The following is an 18,071-nucleotide window of genomic DNA, read 5'->3' as shown; positions in this document are numbered from 1 at the left end:
ATGACTCCGCGCATCCACCGCACCCTGCGCCACGCGCTTTCCCGCCATCCGCTGAGCATGGCCCTGGCGATGGCGGTGCTGGCGCTGCCGGCCGCCCCGGCGCTGGCCCAGTCCCGGGGCACGGAGCTGCCGCGCGGCGGCAACGTGACGAGGGGCAATGCCACGATCTCCTACAACCCCGGCGCCGGCGATGTCATCCCGGTCAATGCCGCCACCACGATCCGGCAGACCAGCAGGGGAGCGGTGATCGAGTGGGGTTCGTTTTCGATCAGCGAAGGCAATACCGTCATTTTCGACCACGCCACGTCCGGCGGCGTCACCCTCAACCGCGTGGTCGGCTGGGCCGGCGACGCGCCGCTCGCATCGTTGATCGCCGGCGCGATCAACGCCCCCGACGGCACCGTGTTCCTGGTCAACCAGTCCGGCATCACCTTCGCCGGCAGCGCGCAGGTCAACGTCGGCGGCATCGTCGCTTCCACCCTCGACATCGACGATGTCGATTTCAGCGCTGGCGCGGCCAGCGGCCGCCATGTCTTCGCGCATGCCGCGAACGGCGACCCGCCAGCGGCAGTGGTCGTCGACCGGGGCGCGACCCTCACCGCGACCCGGCCCGATGGCACGATCGCCCTGCTCGGCGGCTCGGTCGAGAACAACGGCACGCTGACCGGCGCCGGCGGCAGCATCGGCCTGATCGCCGGCCAGAGCATCACCCTGGATCCCTATGGCGATGGACTGACCCAGTTCACCATCACCGCGCCGGGCGACGATGGCATGGCGATCAACCACGGCGTCATCGCCAGCGACGGCGGCAGCATCGATCTGCGCGCCGGCTATCTGGTCGAAACGGACGGCAGCCTGAATGTCCATAGCAGCGGAAGCCGGCGCGGCAGCATCACGCTCGCCGCCGACAACATACAGATCGGCCAGGACGCATCCCTCGACGCCAGTGGGGCCGCCAGGGGCGGCAGCATCCTGCTGCAGGCCGGCGAAACGCTCGTCACCGGAGCCCGGGCGAGCCTGCGCGCCGACGGCGGCAGCGCCGGTGGCACGATCCTCACCCAGGCGCCATGGCTGGACCTGCGCGGCTTGCGCGTATCGGCAGGCGGCGGCAGCCCCGGCCAGTGGAGGATCGAATCCGGCGGCGACCTCGCGCTCGTTCCGGGCAACGGCAGCTTCGGCGGCTATGCGAGCCTGGTATCGGACACCAGCGTGGCCGGCGCATTGAGCGCCGGCAGCGACGTCGGCCTGCAGGCCGGCGCCGCAGGCGGGCCGACGAGCCAGATCAACATCGCCCCGGGAGTGAACGTCGCCGCCACCAATCCGCTTCCGGTGACGCTCTCTTTCCGGACGCCGGCCGGGCAGATCATGGGCGGCGTGGCCGCCAGCGGCGCAAGCACCGGCGCCTGGTCGCTCGCCGGCAGCGCCCCGCTGGCCCTGGTGTTCGACGCGCTTTCCACCATCGGCCTGTACGGTGGCGCGCTGCGGACCGCCGGTGGATCGGTATCGATGGGCAGCCGCGCCAGTTCCAGCGAAGGCATCACCCTGTCCGGCATGCGCATCGGCAGCCTGGGCGGCAGCATCGCCCTGCATGGCGGCACGGCGCAGACCTACGGCGTAGGCATCGCCGACAGCGACATCGACAGCGGCGGCGGCGACATCACCATCGCCGGCCAATCCATCGGCAGCGGCTTCAGGGGAATCACGCATGGCGTGTTCTTCGATGCCAGTACGCTGATTGCCGGCAGCGGGCACATCCGCGTCGACGGGAGCAGCCGCGACGGAACGGGAATCCTCGCCTACGGCGCATCGCTGCGCTCCACCGGGCTGCAGTTGCTGGGCAATGGCCGTGCCGGGGTACTGCTATCGGCCACGGCGCTCTACGGCGGCACCGGTTCCATCGGCATCGGCGGCATCGCCAACGGCGTCGCCGCCGATGCCGGTGTCGCCCTGCTCCAGTCCTCGCAGATCCGCGGCAGCGGCGACCTGTCGGTATCGGGCTGGTCGCAGCATCACCATGGCATCCAGGTCGACAGCGGCTCCCGCCTGGACGGCGGCGGCATGGTCGTCCTGCGCGCGGGCAGTGCATCGGCCGACGCCCTGCAGGTCGATGGCGCGGCGTCCAGCAGCGGCGTGCTCAACCTGCGCACCGGTGCGGTCAGTGGCGATGCCGTGGTGGACGACGACACCGCGCCGATGGTGCTCGGCGGCCTGTTCGCCAGCGCCAGGACACTGGCCAACCTCGACACTCCCGTACTGGTTGCCGGCCACGCCGCTTACGGCGGCGCGATCACCGTCGCCGACGCGATCATCCGCAACGGCGATCTCACCCTGCAGAACGACGGCGGCACCGCGGGCATCCAACTGGACGACGTCCTCGATACCGGCAGCCACACCCTGGCCCTGTCCAGCGGCGGCGATATCGGCCAGACGGCCAATGCCGCGATCACCACGCGCGACCTGCTGGTGAGGGCCAACGGCAATGTCGCGCTGGATGCGGCGGCCAACCATGTCGCCAGCGACACTCTCGCCGGCAGCGCCGGCGGCGGTTTCGCCTTTCTCAACAGCGCCGCGCTGGCGCTCGGCACGGTGAGCGCCATCGGCACGACCGGCGACAGCCGCACCACCCCGCTCACCGCGTCCGGCATCAGTGCCGGCGGCAACGTCTTCGTGCGCAGCCTGGCCGGCAACCTGACGCTGCGGGGCAACGTTTCCGGCAACCGCGTCGACCTGGTCAGCGCCGGCGTGCTGGACAACACCGGCAACGCCAGCGTGAGCGCCGCCGACAGCTGGCGCATCTGGGCCTCGACCTGGAGCGGCGAAACCCGCGGCGGCCTGGCCGGCAGCGGCGGCCTGCCCAACCTCTATGGCTGCACCTATGCCGGCGCCTGCGCCGTGGGCGTTCCTGCCACCGACAATCACTTCGTCTACGCCGCCCAGCCGGTGCTGGCCATCCGCTTCGACGACCAGAGCCGCGTATACGGGCAGCAGAACCCGCCGCTGACCTATACCGTCAGCGCGCCACTGTTCGCCGATGACAGGATCGCGCTCTCGGCATACACCAGCGCCACCGCCGCCAGCGACACGGGCAGCTACGCCATCGACTGGAAATTCGACTCGCCCAATCCCGGCTATTTCCTGTCCGTCTCGCCGGGCACCCTGCTCGTCACCCCGGCCCTGCTCACCTATGTCGCCGACCCGCTGTCGATCCTGATGGGCCAGCGCCTCGGCACACTGCATGGCACGGTGACCGGCTTCGTCAACGGCGACACGCTGCAGACCGCCACCACCGGCACGGCGAGGTTCGCCACCGACGCCACCCCGCTCTCGCTGCCCGGCGACTACGCCATCGTCGGCAGCGGCCTGTCGGCGCGCAATTACGTGTTCGAGCAGGCGCCGGCCAATGCCACCGCCCTGAATATCGGCCTGGTGCGCCAGCCCACGCCACCCGACTACGTGCTGCAGCCGCCGGACAACTACCTCTACGACCTCAACATCGGCCAGGCCGGCATCTGCCCGGTGGATACGCCGCTGGGCATGAAGCAGGAATCCAATGGCGACACGCTGGGCCGCGAATGGGCGCGCGTGCGCACCCGGCCCAACCTGATGAGCTGCCTCGACAGCGAGCGCGAAAACGGTTGCGGGGATTTCTGAAAGCCGGCTTCCTCAGGGAATCTCGTGCGTGAGCTGGCCGGGGAAAGCGACCTTGATCGTGCCTCCCCACAGGCACATGCAGGTGGAAGTGTCGTTGAGGCAGGGCTGGTTCCCCAGCAGCACGGTCGGGCTGCCCGGCACCCACGGCGCGGGGGTGTTGGGAATGCACGGCATCGGCGTCAGCACGCCGAGGGCGGCGGCGGTGGCCGCGGCCACGCTCGGGTTGGCCGGTGAAAGGCACATGCCGAACGGCATCACGTTGACCATCGGCACGTGATCCATGATCGTGGCCGCCGGCTGCTGGCTGGAGTTCTCCCGGTTGACCGGCAACACCACCAGCGAGCTGGGCGCGACACCGAAACTGCACTGCAGCAGCGCACCGTTGACGACCTGCTTGGCCATGGCGTTCGCCTCGGAGGATGTGCCGCGATTGTGCGTTCGCGCGCGCGTCCGCCGCGATAGGCAATACGGAATAGACCGGCGTCCGCATGCTCTCCTGCCCGCGTGGCCGCCTGCCCGGCGCCTGCAGCGGCCGCATCGGCGTACGCAACACGCTCTAGCGCGCAAGCGGTATCGCCAAGCATGGCGGCATTGCATCCAATGGCAGGCAATCCAGGCACGCCAGGAGTTCCGCATGTCCACGCCCGCCTGCCGCCGCATCCACGCGCATTGCCTGTCCTGACCCTGCCCCATGTCGCTCTCCCTGCCCGGGACCGTGGCGATGTCGCGCCTCATGCCGCTGGCCATCGCGGCCCTGCCGTGGTCCGCCTCGGCCGCGCAGCGCACCGCGCCTGCCGCCCCGCTCTGGCCGTGGGTCATGCTGGCCACCTTGTCGCTGCTGGCCCTGCTGGCCGCGCTGGCCTGCTGGCGCGCGCACGGTCCCCCTGTACGCGACGACCGCCCGGGCACGCCGCCCACGCCAGCGCCGCCGGTACGGCACCTGGATGTCCCCGCCGGGACCGACGAACTGGCCGAGCTGCTGACCAGTGCCGTTCCCCGCATGCGCCAACCCCTGCAGGCGCTGAGCCTGTATGCCGGCAGCCTCAACGAAAACGCGCAGCCGGCGCAGCGCAGCGCCCTGCACGGCATGGAAAGCAGCGTGCGCGAACTGGCCGATGCGGTGAACGAGATCGACCAGCTGCTGCAGTGGCTGGCGCAGCCAGGCAGCACCGACACCGGGCCGGTTCCGCTGTCCCGGGTGTTCGCGGCGATCCGCCCGGAACTCGACGCCCTGGCCGCGCAACAGGGGGTACGCCTGCGCTGGCGGCGCAGCCACGGTTGCCGCTTCCTCGTGCCGCAGGCCAGCACCCATCTGCTGCGGGCGCTGGTCGCCAACGCCATCGGCAGCGCCGCCTCCCGCGTCCTGGTGAGCCATCGCATCCGCAGCGAATCCCCCTGCATACAGGTACACGACGACGGCCCGCGCTTCTCCGCCGCCGCTCCCATTCCGCTGGCGCAACTGCTGCAGCAGACCTGGCCCAGTGGCCAGCGCACGCCCGGCCTCAGCGTCGCCGCCGGCGTGGCCGCGCGCACCGGCGCACGCGTGCAGGCCCGTGGCGGCGACGCCGGCAACCTGATCGAAGCCATGCTCCCGGCCACCCCCGCGCCGCTGGCGCAGGACACCGCGCTGTCGCTGGTCCTGCTGGAATCGGAGGCCCGCAATGGCCGGCGCCTCGGTTCCCGGCTGGACGACGCCCAGCCCGCGCACGATCCCGCCCGGGCCGATACCGGCCCTGCGTCGCCCCGCGGAAAACGCCTCTGAGCGGCAACCGGCCTATCCCGTTCGCCGTATCGAAAATGCCGGGGCATGCGCCCATGCTGCCGCCGAACAGGTCCATCCGCCCTCGTCAGGAGATCGCCGCAATGAACCGTCGTATTGCCTCCGGGCCCCTGCTGGCCGCCCTGCTGCTGGCGCTCGCCGCCCTTCCCGTGCATGCCCAGCAGGCGCCGCCGGCCACGGCAATGAAAGCCGATGCCTCGGTGGACGACATCATTTCCGGCCTGGAAGGCGACAAAGCCGGCACGAACCCGGCCACCGCCACCCGGGCCCTGCGCCCCGGCGCGGCGGCCGCGGCGACGATGGCCCCGCAGCCGGCTGTGGCGCCCAGGCAGGCGGCGATCTCGGTACAGATCAACTTCGACTTCAACTCCGACCGCATTTCCGGCAATTCGCAGGCCATGGTGGACAACCTGGCCACGGCCATGCAGGCGCCGCAGCTGGGGACGCGATCGTTCACCGTCATCGGCCATACCGATGGCAAAGGCTCGCTGGCATACAACCAGGCGCTGTCCGAACGCCGCGCCCTGGCCGTCAAGCGCGAACTGATCCGGCAAGGCGTACCCGCCGCGCGCCTGAATTCCGCTGGCAAGGGCATGAGCGAACTGCTCAACGCCAACGACCCCTATGCCAGCGAGAACCGCCGCGTGGAAATACGGACCGGCAACTGATGGACCGCCGCGTCCGCCAGCGCAGGCATTGGCTGCTGCACGGCCTGCTGCCGGCCCTGCTTGCGGCCGCGGCATCGGCGGACGAAGTCCCCGCCGCCGACACGCTCGGGCCCGCCTTCGCGACCCGCAACGCCGCCTTCCTCCCGGTGTCCTACGCGCAGCTGCCCGGCTGGGACAGCGACGCGCTGCACGAGAGCGCCAACGGCATGCGCGCCTCCTGCCAGGCCCTGCAGCGCAAGCCGGCCTGGGCCGGCATCTGCGCGGATTTCGACGCACTCGATGGCAGCGACGCGGCCCTGCGCGGGTTTTTCCTGCGCAATTTCTACGCCTACCAGATCATGTCCCCGGCACGGCAACCCGACGGGCTGATCACCGGCTATTTCGAGCCTCTGCTCGATGGCCGCCGCCAGCGCGACGACCGCTTCCGCCACCCGGTATATGGCCTGCCGCGCGACCTGCTGACGCTCGACGCCGCCGCGCGCGGGCAAGGCGCGTCGGCGTGGCTGGTGCGGCAGGGCAACCGCCTGCTGCCGGCGGAACCGGGTACGTCCGGGGCGGCCCAGTACACATTGGCGCTGGACGATGCCCGGCCCAACATCCGCGACAAACGCCTGCGCGTGCGCCTGGATGGCACCACCGTGCGTCCGTACTGGACCCGGCAGGAGATCGAACAGCAGGCACTGGACGCGCCGGTACTGGCCTGGGTGGACGACGCGCGCCGGCTGTACTCACTGCAGATCCAGGGCTCGGGCAAGATCGAACTGGAAGACGGCTCGCTCATCCGGGTGTCATATCTGGAACAGAACGGACAGCCCTTCCTGCCCAACGTCACCCGCAGCGCCGACGCCGGCCTGGTGCTGCAGGCCATCAAGACCCGCGGCCTGCGCGTGGGCGCGGCCAGCGGCGCGCTCGCGCCGGACCCGGCGGTACCGGCAGTAGTCAACGACGAGGTGGCGCAACTGATCGCGCGCCTGTCCGGGCAGGCGCCACCGCCTGCCGCCGCCAAACGGCCTGCCCCTGCCACGACGCCTGCCTCGATGCCGGCACGGCCACGCCCGGTCAGCGCCAATGCCAACGTGCAGGCACTGATCGCCGCCTTGATGGGGGACGCCCCGGCGGCGCCGGCAAGGCCCGCCGCGCCTGCCCCGGCGCAGCCGCAGAAACAGCCCCCCGCATCGCTGGCGCTGGTCGCGCCGGCGAGTGCGCCCGCCGGCAGCAGTGGATCGGCCTCCGCTTCCCGGCCGGTCGCCGACAGCGGCGCAAGCAGCGGCAGCAGCGGCATCCCCGATCCCAGCTATGTGTTCTTCCGCAACACCGGTGGCGACGGCCCGCAAGGGCCGGTCGGCGCCCTCGGCGTGCCGCTCAGCGCCGGGCGCTCGCTGGCGGTGGATCCGCGTTCGATCCCCCTGGGATCGCCGGTTTTCATCTCCACCCGCGATCCGGCCAGGCGCGGTGGGCCACTGCAACGCCTGATGTTCGCCCAGGACACCGGCGGCGCGATCCGCGGCAGCGTGCGCGCCGACCTGTTCTGGGGCTTCGGCGACAGCGCCGGACAGCTGGCGCTGGCCACCAACGACCGGGCGCAGATGTGGCTGCTGCTGCCGCATGCACAGGCGCAGGCCGCCGCGGCCGCATCCGGCCCGGCCACGCGCGGCCTGCGCAGCGCGGCCACGCTGCGCGACTGCGTGGTGGACGACCCCGACCTGTGCGTGGAGGACTGAAGCGCGGCACGCCGCGCCGCCGCGGCAGCGCGCAGCCCTAGGTCGCCTGCGGGTGCGGGGCTTCGCTCACTTCACCCAGTTCGTGCAGCACCGCGGTGGCATAGCAGCCCGGCGGCAGCGCGAAGGAAAGTTCCAGCATGTCGTCCTGCAGCCAGGCGTGCTGCATCAGCGCCGGGCGCAGGCGCAGCGCGCGCCGCTCCTGCTTCAATCCGGCCTGTTCCAGGCCGGCGCGCAGCGCCAATGCCTGCTCGTCGGCCAGCGCCGCCTGCTCCAGTTCCAGCGCCGCGCCGGTGGCGCGCAGTTCGCCCGCCCCCCACAACGGCCCGCTGGGATGGATGTCGAACCGCGCCAGGCGCTCGGCCAGGGCTTCGCTCATCGGCTCGGGGCCGAACACCGAGCGGCTGCCGTCGAGCATCCACACCTCGCCCTCCAGCGCGCCGTCCCAGTTGCCCTGTTCCACCCGCGCGGCCAGCACGCGGTTGAACAGCGCCGAACGCGCCGCCGACAGGAACATGGAGCGCTGGTCCTTGCGCACCCGGCGGCCGGCGAACATCGCCAGCGCGGCCGGCACGTTGCCGCCATCGCGGCCGAAACGCTGCTCGCCGAACCAGTTGGGCAGGCCCCGCGCGGCGATGGCCTGCAGGCGCTCGTCGATGGCAGGGCGTTCGCCCCGCACTTCACGCAGCACCAGCCTGAAGCGGTTGCCGGCCAGCGCGCCGCGCTGCAGTTTGCGGTTGTGCCAGGTCGAGGCCAGCACATGGACTTCGTCCGATTCCAGCAGCGCCAGGTCCGGCGCGACGCGCTTGGGCAGGTGCACGCTGAAGCGCTGCGTGGTCACCGCATGCCGGTCCTTCTGCCCGGCATAGCTGACGCCCATCTGCGGCACGCCGGCCCACTGCGCCAGCTGCCTGGCCACGGCCACGGTGTTGGCGCCGCGCTTGCGGATGTCCAGCAGCAGGTGCTCACCCTCGCCGCTCGCCTCGAAGGCGGGCAGTTCATCGACCTGGAAGTCCTCCGGCACGCTGCGCATCAGCGCGCGCAGTACCGGTACACCGTAGGCAAGGGGAAGCGCGGGAAGATCGGTCATGTCAGTCCTGTGGAACGATGTCTGGCCGGTATTTTCGTAGGAACGGCTTCAGCCGCGAAGGGGGCTTTCATGCCTTCTCCCGCCTTTGCCCAGGCCAGGCGCGGGGTTGGGCCGGCGGCCTTTTCGCGGCTGAAGCCGCTCCTGCGGAAATGCGGGGCGATCCGCGGCGGCTATGCCGGAACCAGCAGCACCACCGCCTGCGCGGCGATGCCTTCCTCGCGGCCGGTGAAGCCCAGTTTCTCGCTGGTGGTGGCCTTGACGCTGACCCGGTCCAGGGCGATGCCCAGCAGTTGCGCCACCGTTTCGCGCATGGCCAGCGCATGCGGGCCGACCTTGGGCCGCTCGCAGATCACGGTGATGTCGGCATTGCCCACCTGCCAGCCACGCTCGCGCAGCAGGCCGTTGCAATGGCGCACGAAATCGCTGCTGTCCGCGCCCTTCCAGCGGTCGTCGCTGGGCGGGAAATGCTGGCCGATGTCGCCCAGCGCCAGCGCGCCGAGCATGGCGTCGCACAGGGCGTGCAGGATCACGTCGCCATCGCTGTGCGCAAGCACGCCGCAACGGTGCGGCACGCGCACGCCGCCGAGCATGACGTGGTCGCCTTCGCCGAAGGCATGGACGTCGTAGCCCTGTCCGATGCGGAGGGGAGGAAACGGAGCGGAAGGATTCATGGCGGTACCGTACATCGTTGCAATGCCGGCGACGGGCGCCGGCAGGGAGATCAGCCGCCGCGTCGCGACAGCTCGAATTCGAATCGGGCCAGGTCGGCCGGCGTGGTGACCTTGAAGTTGCACTCGTCGCCCTCGACCAGCAGCGGCCGCGCGCCCTGGCGCTCCATGGCCATGGCCTCGTCGGTCACCTCCACGCCGGCGCCGGTCGCGTCGGCCAGGGCCCGGGTCAACTGGTGGCGGCGGAACAGCTGCGGCGTCAGCGCACGCCACAGCCGCTCGCGCGGCTCGGTGCGGTCGATGCCGCCGTCGTCGCCAGCGCGCTTGAGCGTGTCGCGCACTGGTGCGGCGAGGATCGCGCCGACCGGATCGGCGCGCCCCACTTCCAGCAGCCGGCCCAGGTCGCCCGCCGGCAGGTTCGGGCGCGCCGCGTCGTGCACCAGCACGAAATCGTCGGCGCGAACGCTCTCCGGCAGGGCCTGCAACCCGGCCAGCACCGAGGCGGCGCGGGTATCGCCGCCGGTGCAGGTCAGCACCGGTTTGCCGGCGAAATCGCTCCAGCCCGGCCAGTCGGCATCGTCCTCGGCGATGGCCACCATCACCCCGGCCACGCCCGGATGCGACAGCAGCGCCGCCAGCGCATGCGCCAGCAGCGGTTCGCCGGCGGCCAGCAGGTACTGCTTGGGCACCGGCCCGCCGAAGCGGGTGCCGCGGCCGGCGGCGGGCACCACGGCCCAGACCTGCGTGGTCATGGCACGACCTCCTGCGTCGTGGCGTCATGCGCGCGCGCCTGCGCCGCGGCCGGCCGCGTGACGGGCGCGTCCTCGACCACGCGGTAGAACTTCTCGCCCGGCTTGATCATGCCCAGTTCGCTGCGCGCGCGCTCCTCGATGGCGGCCTCGCCTTCCTTGAGATCCTTCACCTCGGCGGCGAGCGCGTCGTTGCGCTGCTGCAGGCCTTCGTTGTCGCGCTTCTGGTTGGCGACCTGTGCCTCGAGCATCATCACCTCACCCGAATTGCCCGGGCCGAACCAGAAGCGGTACTGCAGCAATGCCAGCAGTACCGCGAGCACCAGCAGCAGCCAGCGCCAGTCGCGCATCGGCGTCAGCGCTTGAGCGAGACGAACGCGTCACGCCCGGCGTAACGCGCGTTGCCGCCGAGCGCTTCCTCGATGCGCAGCAACTGGTTGTACTTGGCCACGCGGTCGCTGCGGCAAAGCGAGCCGGTCTTGATCTGGGTGGCGGTGGTGGCCACGGCGATGTCGGCGATGGTGGTGTCCTCGGTTTCGCCCGAGCGGTGCGAGACGATCGCCGCGTAGTGCGCCTTGTCGGCCATGGCGATCGCTTCCAGCGTCTCGCTCAGGGTGCCGATCTGGTTGACCTTGATCAGGATCGCATTGGCGGTGCCCGACTCGATGCCTTCGGCGAAGATCTTCGGGTTGGTCACGAACAGGTCGTCGCCGACCAGCTGCACCTTGCTGCCGATGCGCTGGGTCAACAGCTTCCAGCCGGCCCAGTCGTTCTCGGCCAGGCCGTCCTCGATGGTGATGATCGGGTACTGCGCGGTCCAGTCGGCCAGGAAGTCGACGAACTGCTCGGAGGTCAGGCGCTTGTTCTCGCCGACCAGGTTGTACTTGCCGTTCTCGTAGAACTCGCTGGAGGCCACGTCCAGGCCCAGCAGGATGTCCTCGCCCGCGGTGTAGCCGGCCTTGCCGATGGCTTCCAGGATGGTGTCCAGCGCCTCGACGTTGCTGCGGAAGTCCGGCGCGAAGCCGCCTTCGTCGCCCACCGCCGTGCTCAGGCCATGGCCCTTGAGCACCGACTTGAGCGCGTGGAAGATCTCGGTGCCGGCGCGCAGCGATTCGCCGAACGAGCCGAAGCCGACCGGCAGCACCATGAATTCCTGGAAATCGACGTTGTTGTCGGCATGCGCGCCGCCGTTGATGATGTTCATCATCGGCACCGGCAGCGACGGCGTGGCGCCGGTCTTGCCGGCCAGGTACTGCCACAGCGCCTGCTTATTCGAGGCGGCGGCGGCATGCGCGGCGGCCATCGAAACGCCCAGCAGCGCATTGGCGCCCAGGCGGCCCTTGTTCTCGGTGCCATCCAGGTCGATCAGGCGGCGGTCCAGCCCGGCCTGGTCCTCGGCATTGAAATCCTTCAGCGCCGCAGCGATCGGGCCGTTGACGTTGGCCACCGCATCGCGCACGCCCTTGCCCAGGTAACGGGTCTTGTCGCCATCGCGCAGTTCCACCGCCTCCTTGGTGCCGGTCGAGGCACCCGAGGGCACCGCGGCACGGCCGAACGAGCCGTCGGCCAGGGTGACTTCGGCTTCCAGCGTGGGGTTGCCGCGGCTGTCGAGGATTTCACGGGCGTGGATCTTGGCGATAGTGGTCATGGTGAAAGTGAGTTGGAGTGAGTGAGGGAGGATTCCACTTCGGCCAGTCTGGCCGCGTCGTATCCGGTATTGTCCAGCCGAAAGGTAGCATCCATCGGTACGATCCGGTCGCCCGGCGCAGGTGGTTTCATGGCGAACAATACGTAATCGCCGCCCTCCGCCAGATACACCTCGCAGCTGGTGGGGCCGTTGCGTATCACCGCACCGACCGGGATATCGCCCTTGAGCACACGGCGCACGCTGAAACGCGCCGAGGGGGCGGGAGGAACGAACGGCCCTGCGCCCGGCGTCGTGAACAGGCGATCGGTTTCGGCCCGTTCCCGCGCGGTCAAGGGTTCGACATGATCGACATGGATGACGGCCACGATGTCGGCGCCACGCGCGGCCTCGCGCGGCTCCGGAGTCCTGAGCGGCGGGTCCGTGACACATGCACCGGCATCGCCCACGGGCGCGGCCAGTACGCAGGCCATGGCGAGGACAACACGCTGCATGCATGCAGCGCCCATCCGCCCAACACTCCGGATCATCAGAGCGTGCTCTCCAGGAACCCGTTCTTCTTGGTGATCGAGTCCAGCGCCAGCAGGGTCTCCAGCAGCGCCTCCATCTTGTCCAGCGGCCACGCGTTGGGGCCATCGGACAGCGCCTTGGACGGATCGGGGTGGGTCTCGGCGAACAGGCCGGCCACGCCGACCGCCACCGCCGCACGCGCCAGCACCGGCACGAACTCGCGCTGGCCACCGGAACTGCTGCCCTGTCCGCCGGGCAGCTGCACCGAATGGGTCGCGTCGAACACCACCGGGCAGCCGGTATCGCGCATCACGCTCAGCGAGCGCATGTCGCTGACCAGGTTGTTATAGCCGAAGCTGGCGCCGCGCTCGCAGACCATGATGTCGTTGTTGCCGGTGGACTTGGCCTTTTCCACGACCGGCTTCATGTCCCACGGCGACAGGAACTGGCCCTTCTTGATGTTCACCGGCCGGCCGGCGCTGCACACCTTGCGGATGAAGTCGGTCTGGCGCACCAGGAAGGCAGGGGTCTGCAGCACGTCGACGACCGAGGCCACTTCGTCCATCGGCGTGTATTCGTGCACGTCGGTCAGCACCGGCACGCCGATCTGCTTCTTCACCTCGGCCAGCACCTTCAGGCCTTCTTCCAGGCCCGGGCCGCGGAAACTGGTGCCGGAGGTGCGGTTGGCCTTGTCGAAGCTGGACTTGAAGATGAAGTTCATCCCCAGCTTCCGGGTGATTTCCTTGAGCCTGCCAGCGGTATCGAGCTGCAGCTGCATCGACTCGATGACGCAGGGGCCGGCGATCAGGAACAGCGGCTGGTCCAGGCCGACGTCGAATCCACAAAGTTTCATACTGTTTCCCGGTTAATGGGCCAAGGACAAGAAACGAGTGGAAAGAAGCGGGGAACGAGTGAAGCAGCGGTGGCTCCGGTTCGCTCCTCGTTCCTGTTCACCCGTTTCTGCTTAAATCGGGGCTGCGATTGGAAATCCACAGCGCCAGCGCCACCAGCAGCAGTGGTACGGCGATCACGGTCGCGATCAGCAGCGCGTAGAAAAGGCCAAGCCCCTGGCTGTCGGCAAGCCCCGACTGCGAGCGCCAGCCCTGGTAGAACATCAACACCAGCGGATACACCGCCACCCCGGCGACCATGAACCAGCGGGCCATGCGCCGCTGCAACCGGCCACCGGATGGCGGCGGGCGATTCACGCCCGCGCTTCCTTCAACAGCTTGCCGCCGGCCTTCTTCTCGCGCGCGGCGCGGATGAAGCCGATGAACAGCGGATGGCCCCCGCGCGGCGTGGACAGGAACTCCGGGTGCGCCTGGCAGGCCAGGAACCACGGGTGCACCTCGCGCGGCAGCTCCACCACTTCCACCAGCGTGTCGTCCATCGACTTGCCGGAGATCACCAGGCCGGCGTCTTCCAGCTGGGTACGGTAGCGGTTGTTGAACTCGTAACGGTGGCGGTGGCGCTCGGCCACCACGTCCTTGCCATACAGCTCGCGCGCCAGCGTGCCCGGCTTCAGGCGCTGCTCCTGCAGGCCCAGGCGCATGGTGCCGCCCAGGTCGGACTTCTCGTCGCGCTTCTCGACCTCGCCGCTGGCGGTACGCCACTCGGTGATCAGGCCGATCACCGGGTTCGGCGACTGGCGGTCGTTCTCGGTGCTGTTGGCGCCTTCCAGCCCGGCCACGTGGCGTGCGTAATCCACCACCGCCGCCTGCATGCCGTAGCAGATGCCGAAATACGGCAGCCGGTGTTCGCGGGCGTACTGCGAGGTCAGCACCTTGCCCTCGAAACCGCGGTCGCCGAAACCACCGGGCACGAGGATGCCGTCCACGCCTTCCAGCGCGGCCATGCCGGACTCTTCCAGCTCCTGCGCTTCCAGCCACTTGAGGTTGACCCGGGTGCGCTGGCGCAGGCCGCCGTGCTTGAGCGCCTCGCCGACCGACTTGTAGGCGTCCTGGTGGTCCACGTACTTGCCGACCACGGCGATGGTCACCTCGTCCAGCGGGTGCAGCGCCGCATCCAGCACCGCCTCCCACTCGGACAGGTCGGCCGGACCGGCCTTGTCGGCGAGCTTGAGCTGGTTGACCACGATGTCGTCCAGGCCCTGCGCATGCAGGCCCATCGGCACGCGGTACAGCACTTCCACGTCCGGCACGCTGATCACCGCGCGCTCGGAGACGTTGGTGAACAGCGAGATCTTGCGCCGTTCCGAATCCGGGATGGCCTGCTCGGAACGGCACAGCAGCACGTCGGGCTGGATGCCGATCGAACGCAGTTCCTTGACCGAATGCTGGGTCGGCTTGGTCTTCAGCTCGCCGGCGGCGCCGATGTACGGCACCAGCGTCAGGTGCATGAACAGCGCCTTCTCCGGGCCGCGCTCGGTGCGCACCTGGCGGATGGCTTCAAGGAACGGCAGCGATTCGATGTCGCCGACGGTGCCGCCGATCTCCACCAGCGCCACGTCGAAACCTTCGGTGGCCTCGTCGATGCAACGGCGGATCTCGTCGGTGATGTGCGGGATCACCTGCACCGTCGCGCCGAGGTAGTCGCCGCGGCGCTCCTTGCGGATCACGTTCTCGTAGATGCGCCCGGTGGTGACCGAGTTCTTGCGGCTCAGCCGGGTATGGACGAAGCGCTCGTAATGGCCCAGATCCAGGTCGGTCTCGGCGCCGTCATCGGTGACGTAGACCTCGCCATGCTGGAACGGACTCATGGTGCCCGGATCGACGTTGATGTACGGATCCAGCTTCATCATCGTGACCTTCAGGCCACGCGCCTCGAGGATGGAGGCCAGCGACGCGGCGGCAATGCCCTTGCCAAGCGAGGACACCACACCACCGGTAACGAAAATAAGGGGGGTCATGGCTCACTTGCCTCCCGGAAAGCCCTAGTTTAAAGGTTGTCGCGCGAACACCCAAGCGCGGCATGCGGCGACCTCGAAAAATCCCGCCCCGCGGCACGGCGGCCACGGCCTGCAGCCCGGCCGCCACGGTGACGCAACAAAAAAGACGCCCCGGCCTGGGCCGGGGCGTCCCTGTCCAGCGGAAACGCGCGTCAGCGACGCTTGCGCGCTTCCTCTTCTTCCTCTTCGCGCGGGGCGGACTGCTCGCCCTTCGCCTTTTCCTGGGCGGCGGCGGCGGCGCGGCGCTTGGCCTTCTGCTCGGCCTCGTTCTGCGCCTTGTCCACGGCGGCGTCCTGGGCGGTCTCGCCCGTCTTGCCCTTGTCGGCGCTCTGCGCCATCACCAGCGGCACCGCCACGACGGCGGCGGCAGCCACGGCCAGAACCAGCAATTTCGACGATTTCATTCTCATCCTCCGGAGTTTCCACCGACCCACAGGGGCCGGTTGCGTACTTGTCCAGCCCGCACAGGATACCTCCACCCGCCTCTCCCCGCACTGAACACCGGCGTGCAAATTCCGCCGGCAGACCGCAAACTTGCCCGTCGCATCAGCGCCTTATCGAGATACATGAACGCCCGTTACAACGCCGCCGACATCGAAGTCCTCTCCGGCCTGGACCCGGTCAAACGCCGCCCCGGCATGTACACCGACACCGCGCGCCCGAATCATCTGGCGCAGGAAGTCATCGACAACTCGGTGGACGAGGCATTGGCCGGGCACGCGAGAACCGTCGACGTCGTGCTGTTCAAGGACGGCAGCTGCGAGGTCAGCGACGACGGCCGCGGCATGCCCGTGGACATCCACCCGGAGGAGAAGATCCCCGGCGTAGAACTGATCCTGACCCGCCTGCACGCGGGCGGCAAGTTCAGCAACCGCAACTACACCTTCTCCGGCGGCCTGCACGGCGTGGGCGTGTCGGTGGTCAATGCGCTGTCCACGCTGGTGGAGATCCACATCAAGCGCGAGGGCAGCGAACACCGCATCAGCTTCCGCGACGGCGACCGCGCCAGCCCGCTGGAGGTGGTCGGCACGGTCGGCCGCAAGAACACCGGTACCCGCCTGCGCTTCTGGCCGGATCCGAAGTATTTCGACACGCCGAAGTTCAACGTGCGCGCGCTGCGCCACCTGCTGCGCGCCAAGGCCGTGCTGTGCCCGGGCCTGACCGTCAGGCTGACCGACGAGGCCACCGGCGAAGTCGACACCTGGTATTACGAGGACGGCCTGCGCGACTACCTGAAGGCCGAACTGGGCGAGCGCGAAATGCTGCCCGCCGACCTGTTCACCGGCAGCCTGAAGAAGGAAACCGAAATCGTCGACTGGGCCGTTGCCTGGCTGCCGGAAGGCGAGCTGGTGCAGGAAAGCTACGTCAACCTGATCCCGACCGCCCAGCACGGCACCCATGCCAATGGCCTGCGTACCGGCCTGACCGAGGCGCTGCGCGAGTTCTGCGACTTCCGCAACCTGCTGCCGCGCGGCGTCAAGCTGGCGCCGGAAGACGTGTGGGACCGCGTGTCGTTCGTGCTGTCGCTGAAGATGACCGACCCGCAGTTCAGCGGCCAGACCAAGGAGCGCCTGTCCTCGCGCCAGGCCGCCGGCTTCGTCGAAAGCGCCTCGCACGACGCCTTCAGCCTGCTGTTGAACCAGAACGTGGAGGTCGGCGAGAAGATCGCCCAGATCGCCATCGAGCGCGCCAGCGCGCGCCTGAAGACCGAGAAGCTGGTCGTCCGCAAGAAAGTCACCCAGGGCCCGGCCCTGCCCGGCAAGCTGGCCGACTGCATCAGCCAGGACCTGTCGCGCACCGAGCTGTTCCTGGTGGAAGGCGACTCGGCCGGCGGCAGCGCCAAGCAGGCCCGCGACAAGGATTTCCAGGCGATCCTGCCGCTGCGCGGCAAGATCCTCAACACCTGGGAAGTGGCGTCGGGCAGCGTGCTGGCCTCGGAGGAAGTGCACAACCTGGCCATCGCCATCGGCTGCGACCCGGGCAAGGACGATCTTTCCGGCCTGCGCTACGGCAAGGTGGTGATCCTGGCCGACGCCGACTCGGATGGCCTGCATATCGCCACCCTGCTCGCCGCGCTGTTCCTCAAGCACTTCCCCGCGCTGGTCGCCGCCGGCCACGTGTTCGTGGCGATGCCGCCGCTGTTCCGCGTGGACGTGGGCAAGCAGGTGTTCTATGCACTGGACGAGGAAGAAAAGCGCTCGCTGCTGGAGAAGATCGAGCGCGAGAAGATCCGCGGCCAGCTCAGCGTCACCCGCTTCAAGGGCCTGGGCGAAATGAACCCGGCGCAGCTGCGCGAATCCACCATCCACCCCGATACGCGCCGGCTGGTGCAGTTGACCGTGGACGACGACGAGCAGACCCGCTCGCTGATGGACATGCTGCTGGCGAAGAAGCGGGCTGGCGATCGGAAAGGCTGGTTGGAGAGCAAGGGCGACCTGGCTTCACTGGAAGTCTGATCCCGGCTATTCAGTGCCACCTGCCGTGGCGACGGCACAGGCACTCCGGCAACGGACAGGCCGGCCTGGCGCGGTTGGAGAGCAAGGGCGGCCCGGCTTCGCTGGAAGTCTGATCCCGGCGATTCATTGCCACCTGCCGTGGCGACGGCACAGGCACTCCGGCAACGGACAGGCCGGCCTGGCGCGGCTGGAGAGCAAGGGCGACCTGGCTTCGCTGGAAGTCTGATC

Annotated in this window: 16 protein-coding genes; 5 read left to right on the top strand and 11 right to left on the bottom strand. The window is 69.4% G+C overall.

The genetic code is table 11. The annotated features are described in order from the left end of the window. Nucleotides 1-3,651, top strand: coding sequence for an MBG domain-containing protein (locus ABB22_RS13975; protein WP_055769885.1), 3,651 nt, complete (start codon nucleotides 1-3; stop codon nucleotides 3,649-3,651). A gap of 12 nt (nucleotides 3,652-3,663) precedes the next feature. Here ABB22_RS13975 and ABB22_RS13970 read toward each other — a convergent pair whose 3' ends face one another. Continuing rightward, nucleotides 3,664-4,053: a DUF4280 domain-containing protein gene (locus ABB22_RS13970; protein WP_055769888.1), complete on the bottom strand. Its 390-nt coding sequence runs from the start codon at nucleotides 4,051-4,053 to the stop codon at nucleotides 3,664-3,666. A 319-nt stretch (nucleotides 4,054-4,372) separates the two neighbouring features. Between ABB22_RS13970 and ABB22_RS13965 the strand changes: the two genes are divergently transcribed. The 3 genes from ABB22_RS13965 (at nucleotide 4,373) to ABB22_RS18960 (ending at nucleotide 7,820) form a co-directional block, all read left to right on the top strand. Next, nucleotides 4,373-5,413, top strand: a complete 1,041-nt coding sequence (locus ABB22_RS13965; protein ID WP_152984187.1) for a sensor histidine kinase — start codon at nucleotides 4,373-4,375, stop codon at nucleotides 5,411-5,413. 101 nt (nucleotides 5,414-5,514) lie between these two features. Beyond that, nucleotides 5,515-6,099 (top strand): OmpA family protein, encoded by a 585-nt coding sequence (locus ABB22_RS13960; RefSeq protein ID WP_055769892.1) that lies wholly within the window; start codon nucleotides 5,515-5,517, stop codon nucleotides 6,097-6,099. Next, complete coding sequence (locus tag ABB22_RS18960; RefSeq protein ID WP_055769894.1) at nucleotides 6,099-7,820, top strand: MltA domain-containing protein; 1,722 nt, start codon at nucleotides 6,099-6,101, stop codon at nucleotides 7,818-7,820. The genes ABB22_RS13960 and ABB22_RS18960 overlap by 1 nt, the downstream gene beginning before the upstream one ends. A gap of 37 nt (nucleotides 7,821-7,857) precedes the next feature. Here ABB22_RS18960 and truD read toward each other — a convergent pair whose 3' ends face one another. From truD to ABB22_RS13905, 10 genes are all read right to left on the bottom strand, one after another. Further along, nucleotides 7,858-8,907 carry a tRNA pseudouridine(13) synthase TruD gene (gene truD / locus ABB22_RS13950; protein WP_055769896.1) on the bottom strand — a complete coding sequence of 350 codons (1,050 nt, stop codon included), beginning with the start codon at nucleotides 8,905-8,907 and terminating at the stop codon, nucleotides 7,858-7,860. A 170-nt stretch (nucleotides 8,908-9,077) separates the two neighbouring features. Continuing rightward, nucleotides 9,078-9,578, bottom strand: a complete 501-nt coding sequence (gene ispF, locus ABB22_RS13945) for a 2-C-methyl-D-erythritol 2,4-cyclodiphosphate synthase (RefSeq protein ID WP_055770378.1) — start codon at nucleotides 9,576-9,578, stop codon at nucleotides 9,078-9,080. Between the two features lie 50 nt (nucleotides 9,579-9,628). Beyond that, complete coding sequence (gene ispD, locus ABB22_RS13940; protein WP_055769898.1) at nucleotides 9,629-10,327, bottom strand: 2-C-methyl-D-erythritol 4-phosphate cytidylyltransferase; 699 nt, start codon at nucleotides 10,325-10,327, stop codon at nucleotides 9,629-9,631. Next, on the bottom strand, nucleotides 10,324-10,674 hold the full coding sequence (gene ftsB / locus ABB22_RS13935) for a cell division protein FtsB (RefSeq protein WP_055769901.1): 351 nt from the start codon (nucleotides 10,672-10,674) through the stop codon (nucleotides 10,324-10,326). The genes ispD and ftsB overlap by 4 nt, the downstream gene beginning before the upstream one ends. Nucleotides 10,675-10,679: 5 nt before the next feature. Next, nucleotides 10,680-11,972, bottom strand: coding sequence for a phosphopyruvate hydratase (gene eno, locus ABB22_RS13930; protein ID WP_055769903.1), 1,293 nt, complete (start codon nucleotides 11,970-11,972; stop codon nucleotides 10,680-10,682). Further along, on the bottom strand, nucleotides 11,969-12,463 hold the full coding sequence (locus tag ABB22_RS13925) for a hypothetical protein (protein ID WP_152984185.1): 495 nt from the start codon (nucleotides 12,461-12,463) through the stop codon (nucleotides 11,969-11,971). Before ABB22_RS13925 ends, eno begins: the two co-directional genes overlap by 4 nt. A 35-nt stretch (nucleotides 12,464-12,498) precedes the next feature. Then, nucleotides 12,499-13,332, bottom strand: coding sequence for a 3-deoxy-8-phosphooctulonate synthase (gene kdsA, locus ABB22_RS13920; protein WP_055769907.1), 834 nt, complete (start codon nucleotides 13,330-13,332; stop codon nucleotides 12,499-12,501). A gap of 97 nt (nucleotides 13,333-13,429) precedes the next feature. Then, nucleotides 13,430-13,645 (bottom strand): hypothetical protein, encoded by a 216-nt coding sequence (locus ABB22_RS13915; RefSeq protein ID WP_055769908.1) that lies wholly within the window; start codon nucleotides 13,643-13,645, stop codon nucleotides 13,430-13,432. Nucleotides 13,646-13,683: 38 nt separating this feature from the next. After that, nucleotides 13,684-15,348, bottom strand: a complete 1,665-nt coding sequence (gene pyrG, locus ABB22_RS13910; RefSeq protein ID WP_055769910.1) for a CTP synthase — start codon at nucleotides 15,346-15,348, stop codon at nucleotides 13,684-13,686. 191 nt (nucleotides 15,349-15,539) lie between these two features. Beyond that, a complete protein-coding gene (locus ABB22_RS13905) occupies nucleotides 15,540-15,791 on the bottom strand; it encodes a hypothetical protein (RefSeq protein WP_055769912.1) in 252 nt (83 codons plus the stop codon). Between the two features lie 162 nt (nucleotides 15,792-15,953). Here ABB22_RS13905 and parE point away from each other — a divergent pair, with 162 nt between their 5' ends. Next, on the top strand, nucleotides 15,954-17,843 hold the full coding sequence (parE, locus tag ABB22_RS13900) for a DNA topoisomerase IV subunit B (RefSeq protein WP_055769914.1): 1,890 nt from the start codon (nucleotides 15,954-15,956) through the stop codon (nucleotides 17,841-17,843). Nucleotides 17,844-18,071: the final 228 nt, after the last annotated feature.

The sequence above is a fragment of the Stenotrophomonas nitritireducens genome, assembly GCF_001431425.1.
GTDB classification, from domain to species: domain Bacteria; phylum Pseudomonadota; class Gammaproteobacteria; order Xanthomonadales; family Xanthomonadaceae; genus Stenotrophomonas; species Stenotrophomonas nitritireducens.
The sequence above is the reverse complement of the archived record's forward strand: the minus strand, read 5'-3'. Positions and strand labels throughout refer to the sequence as shown.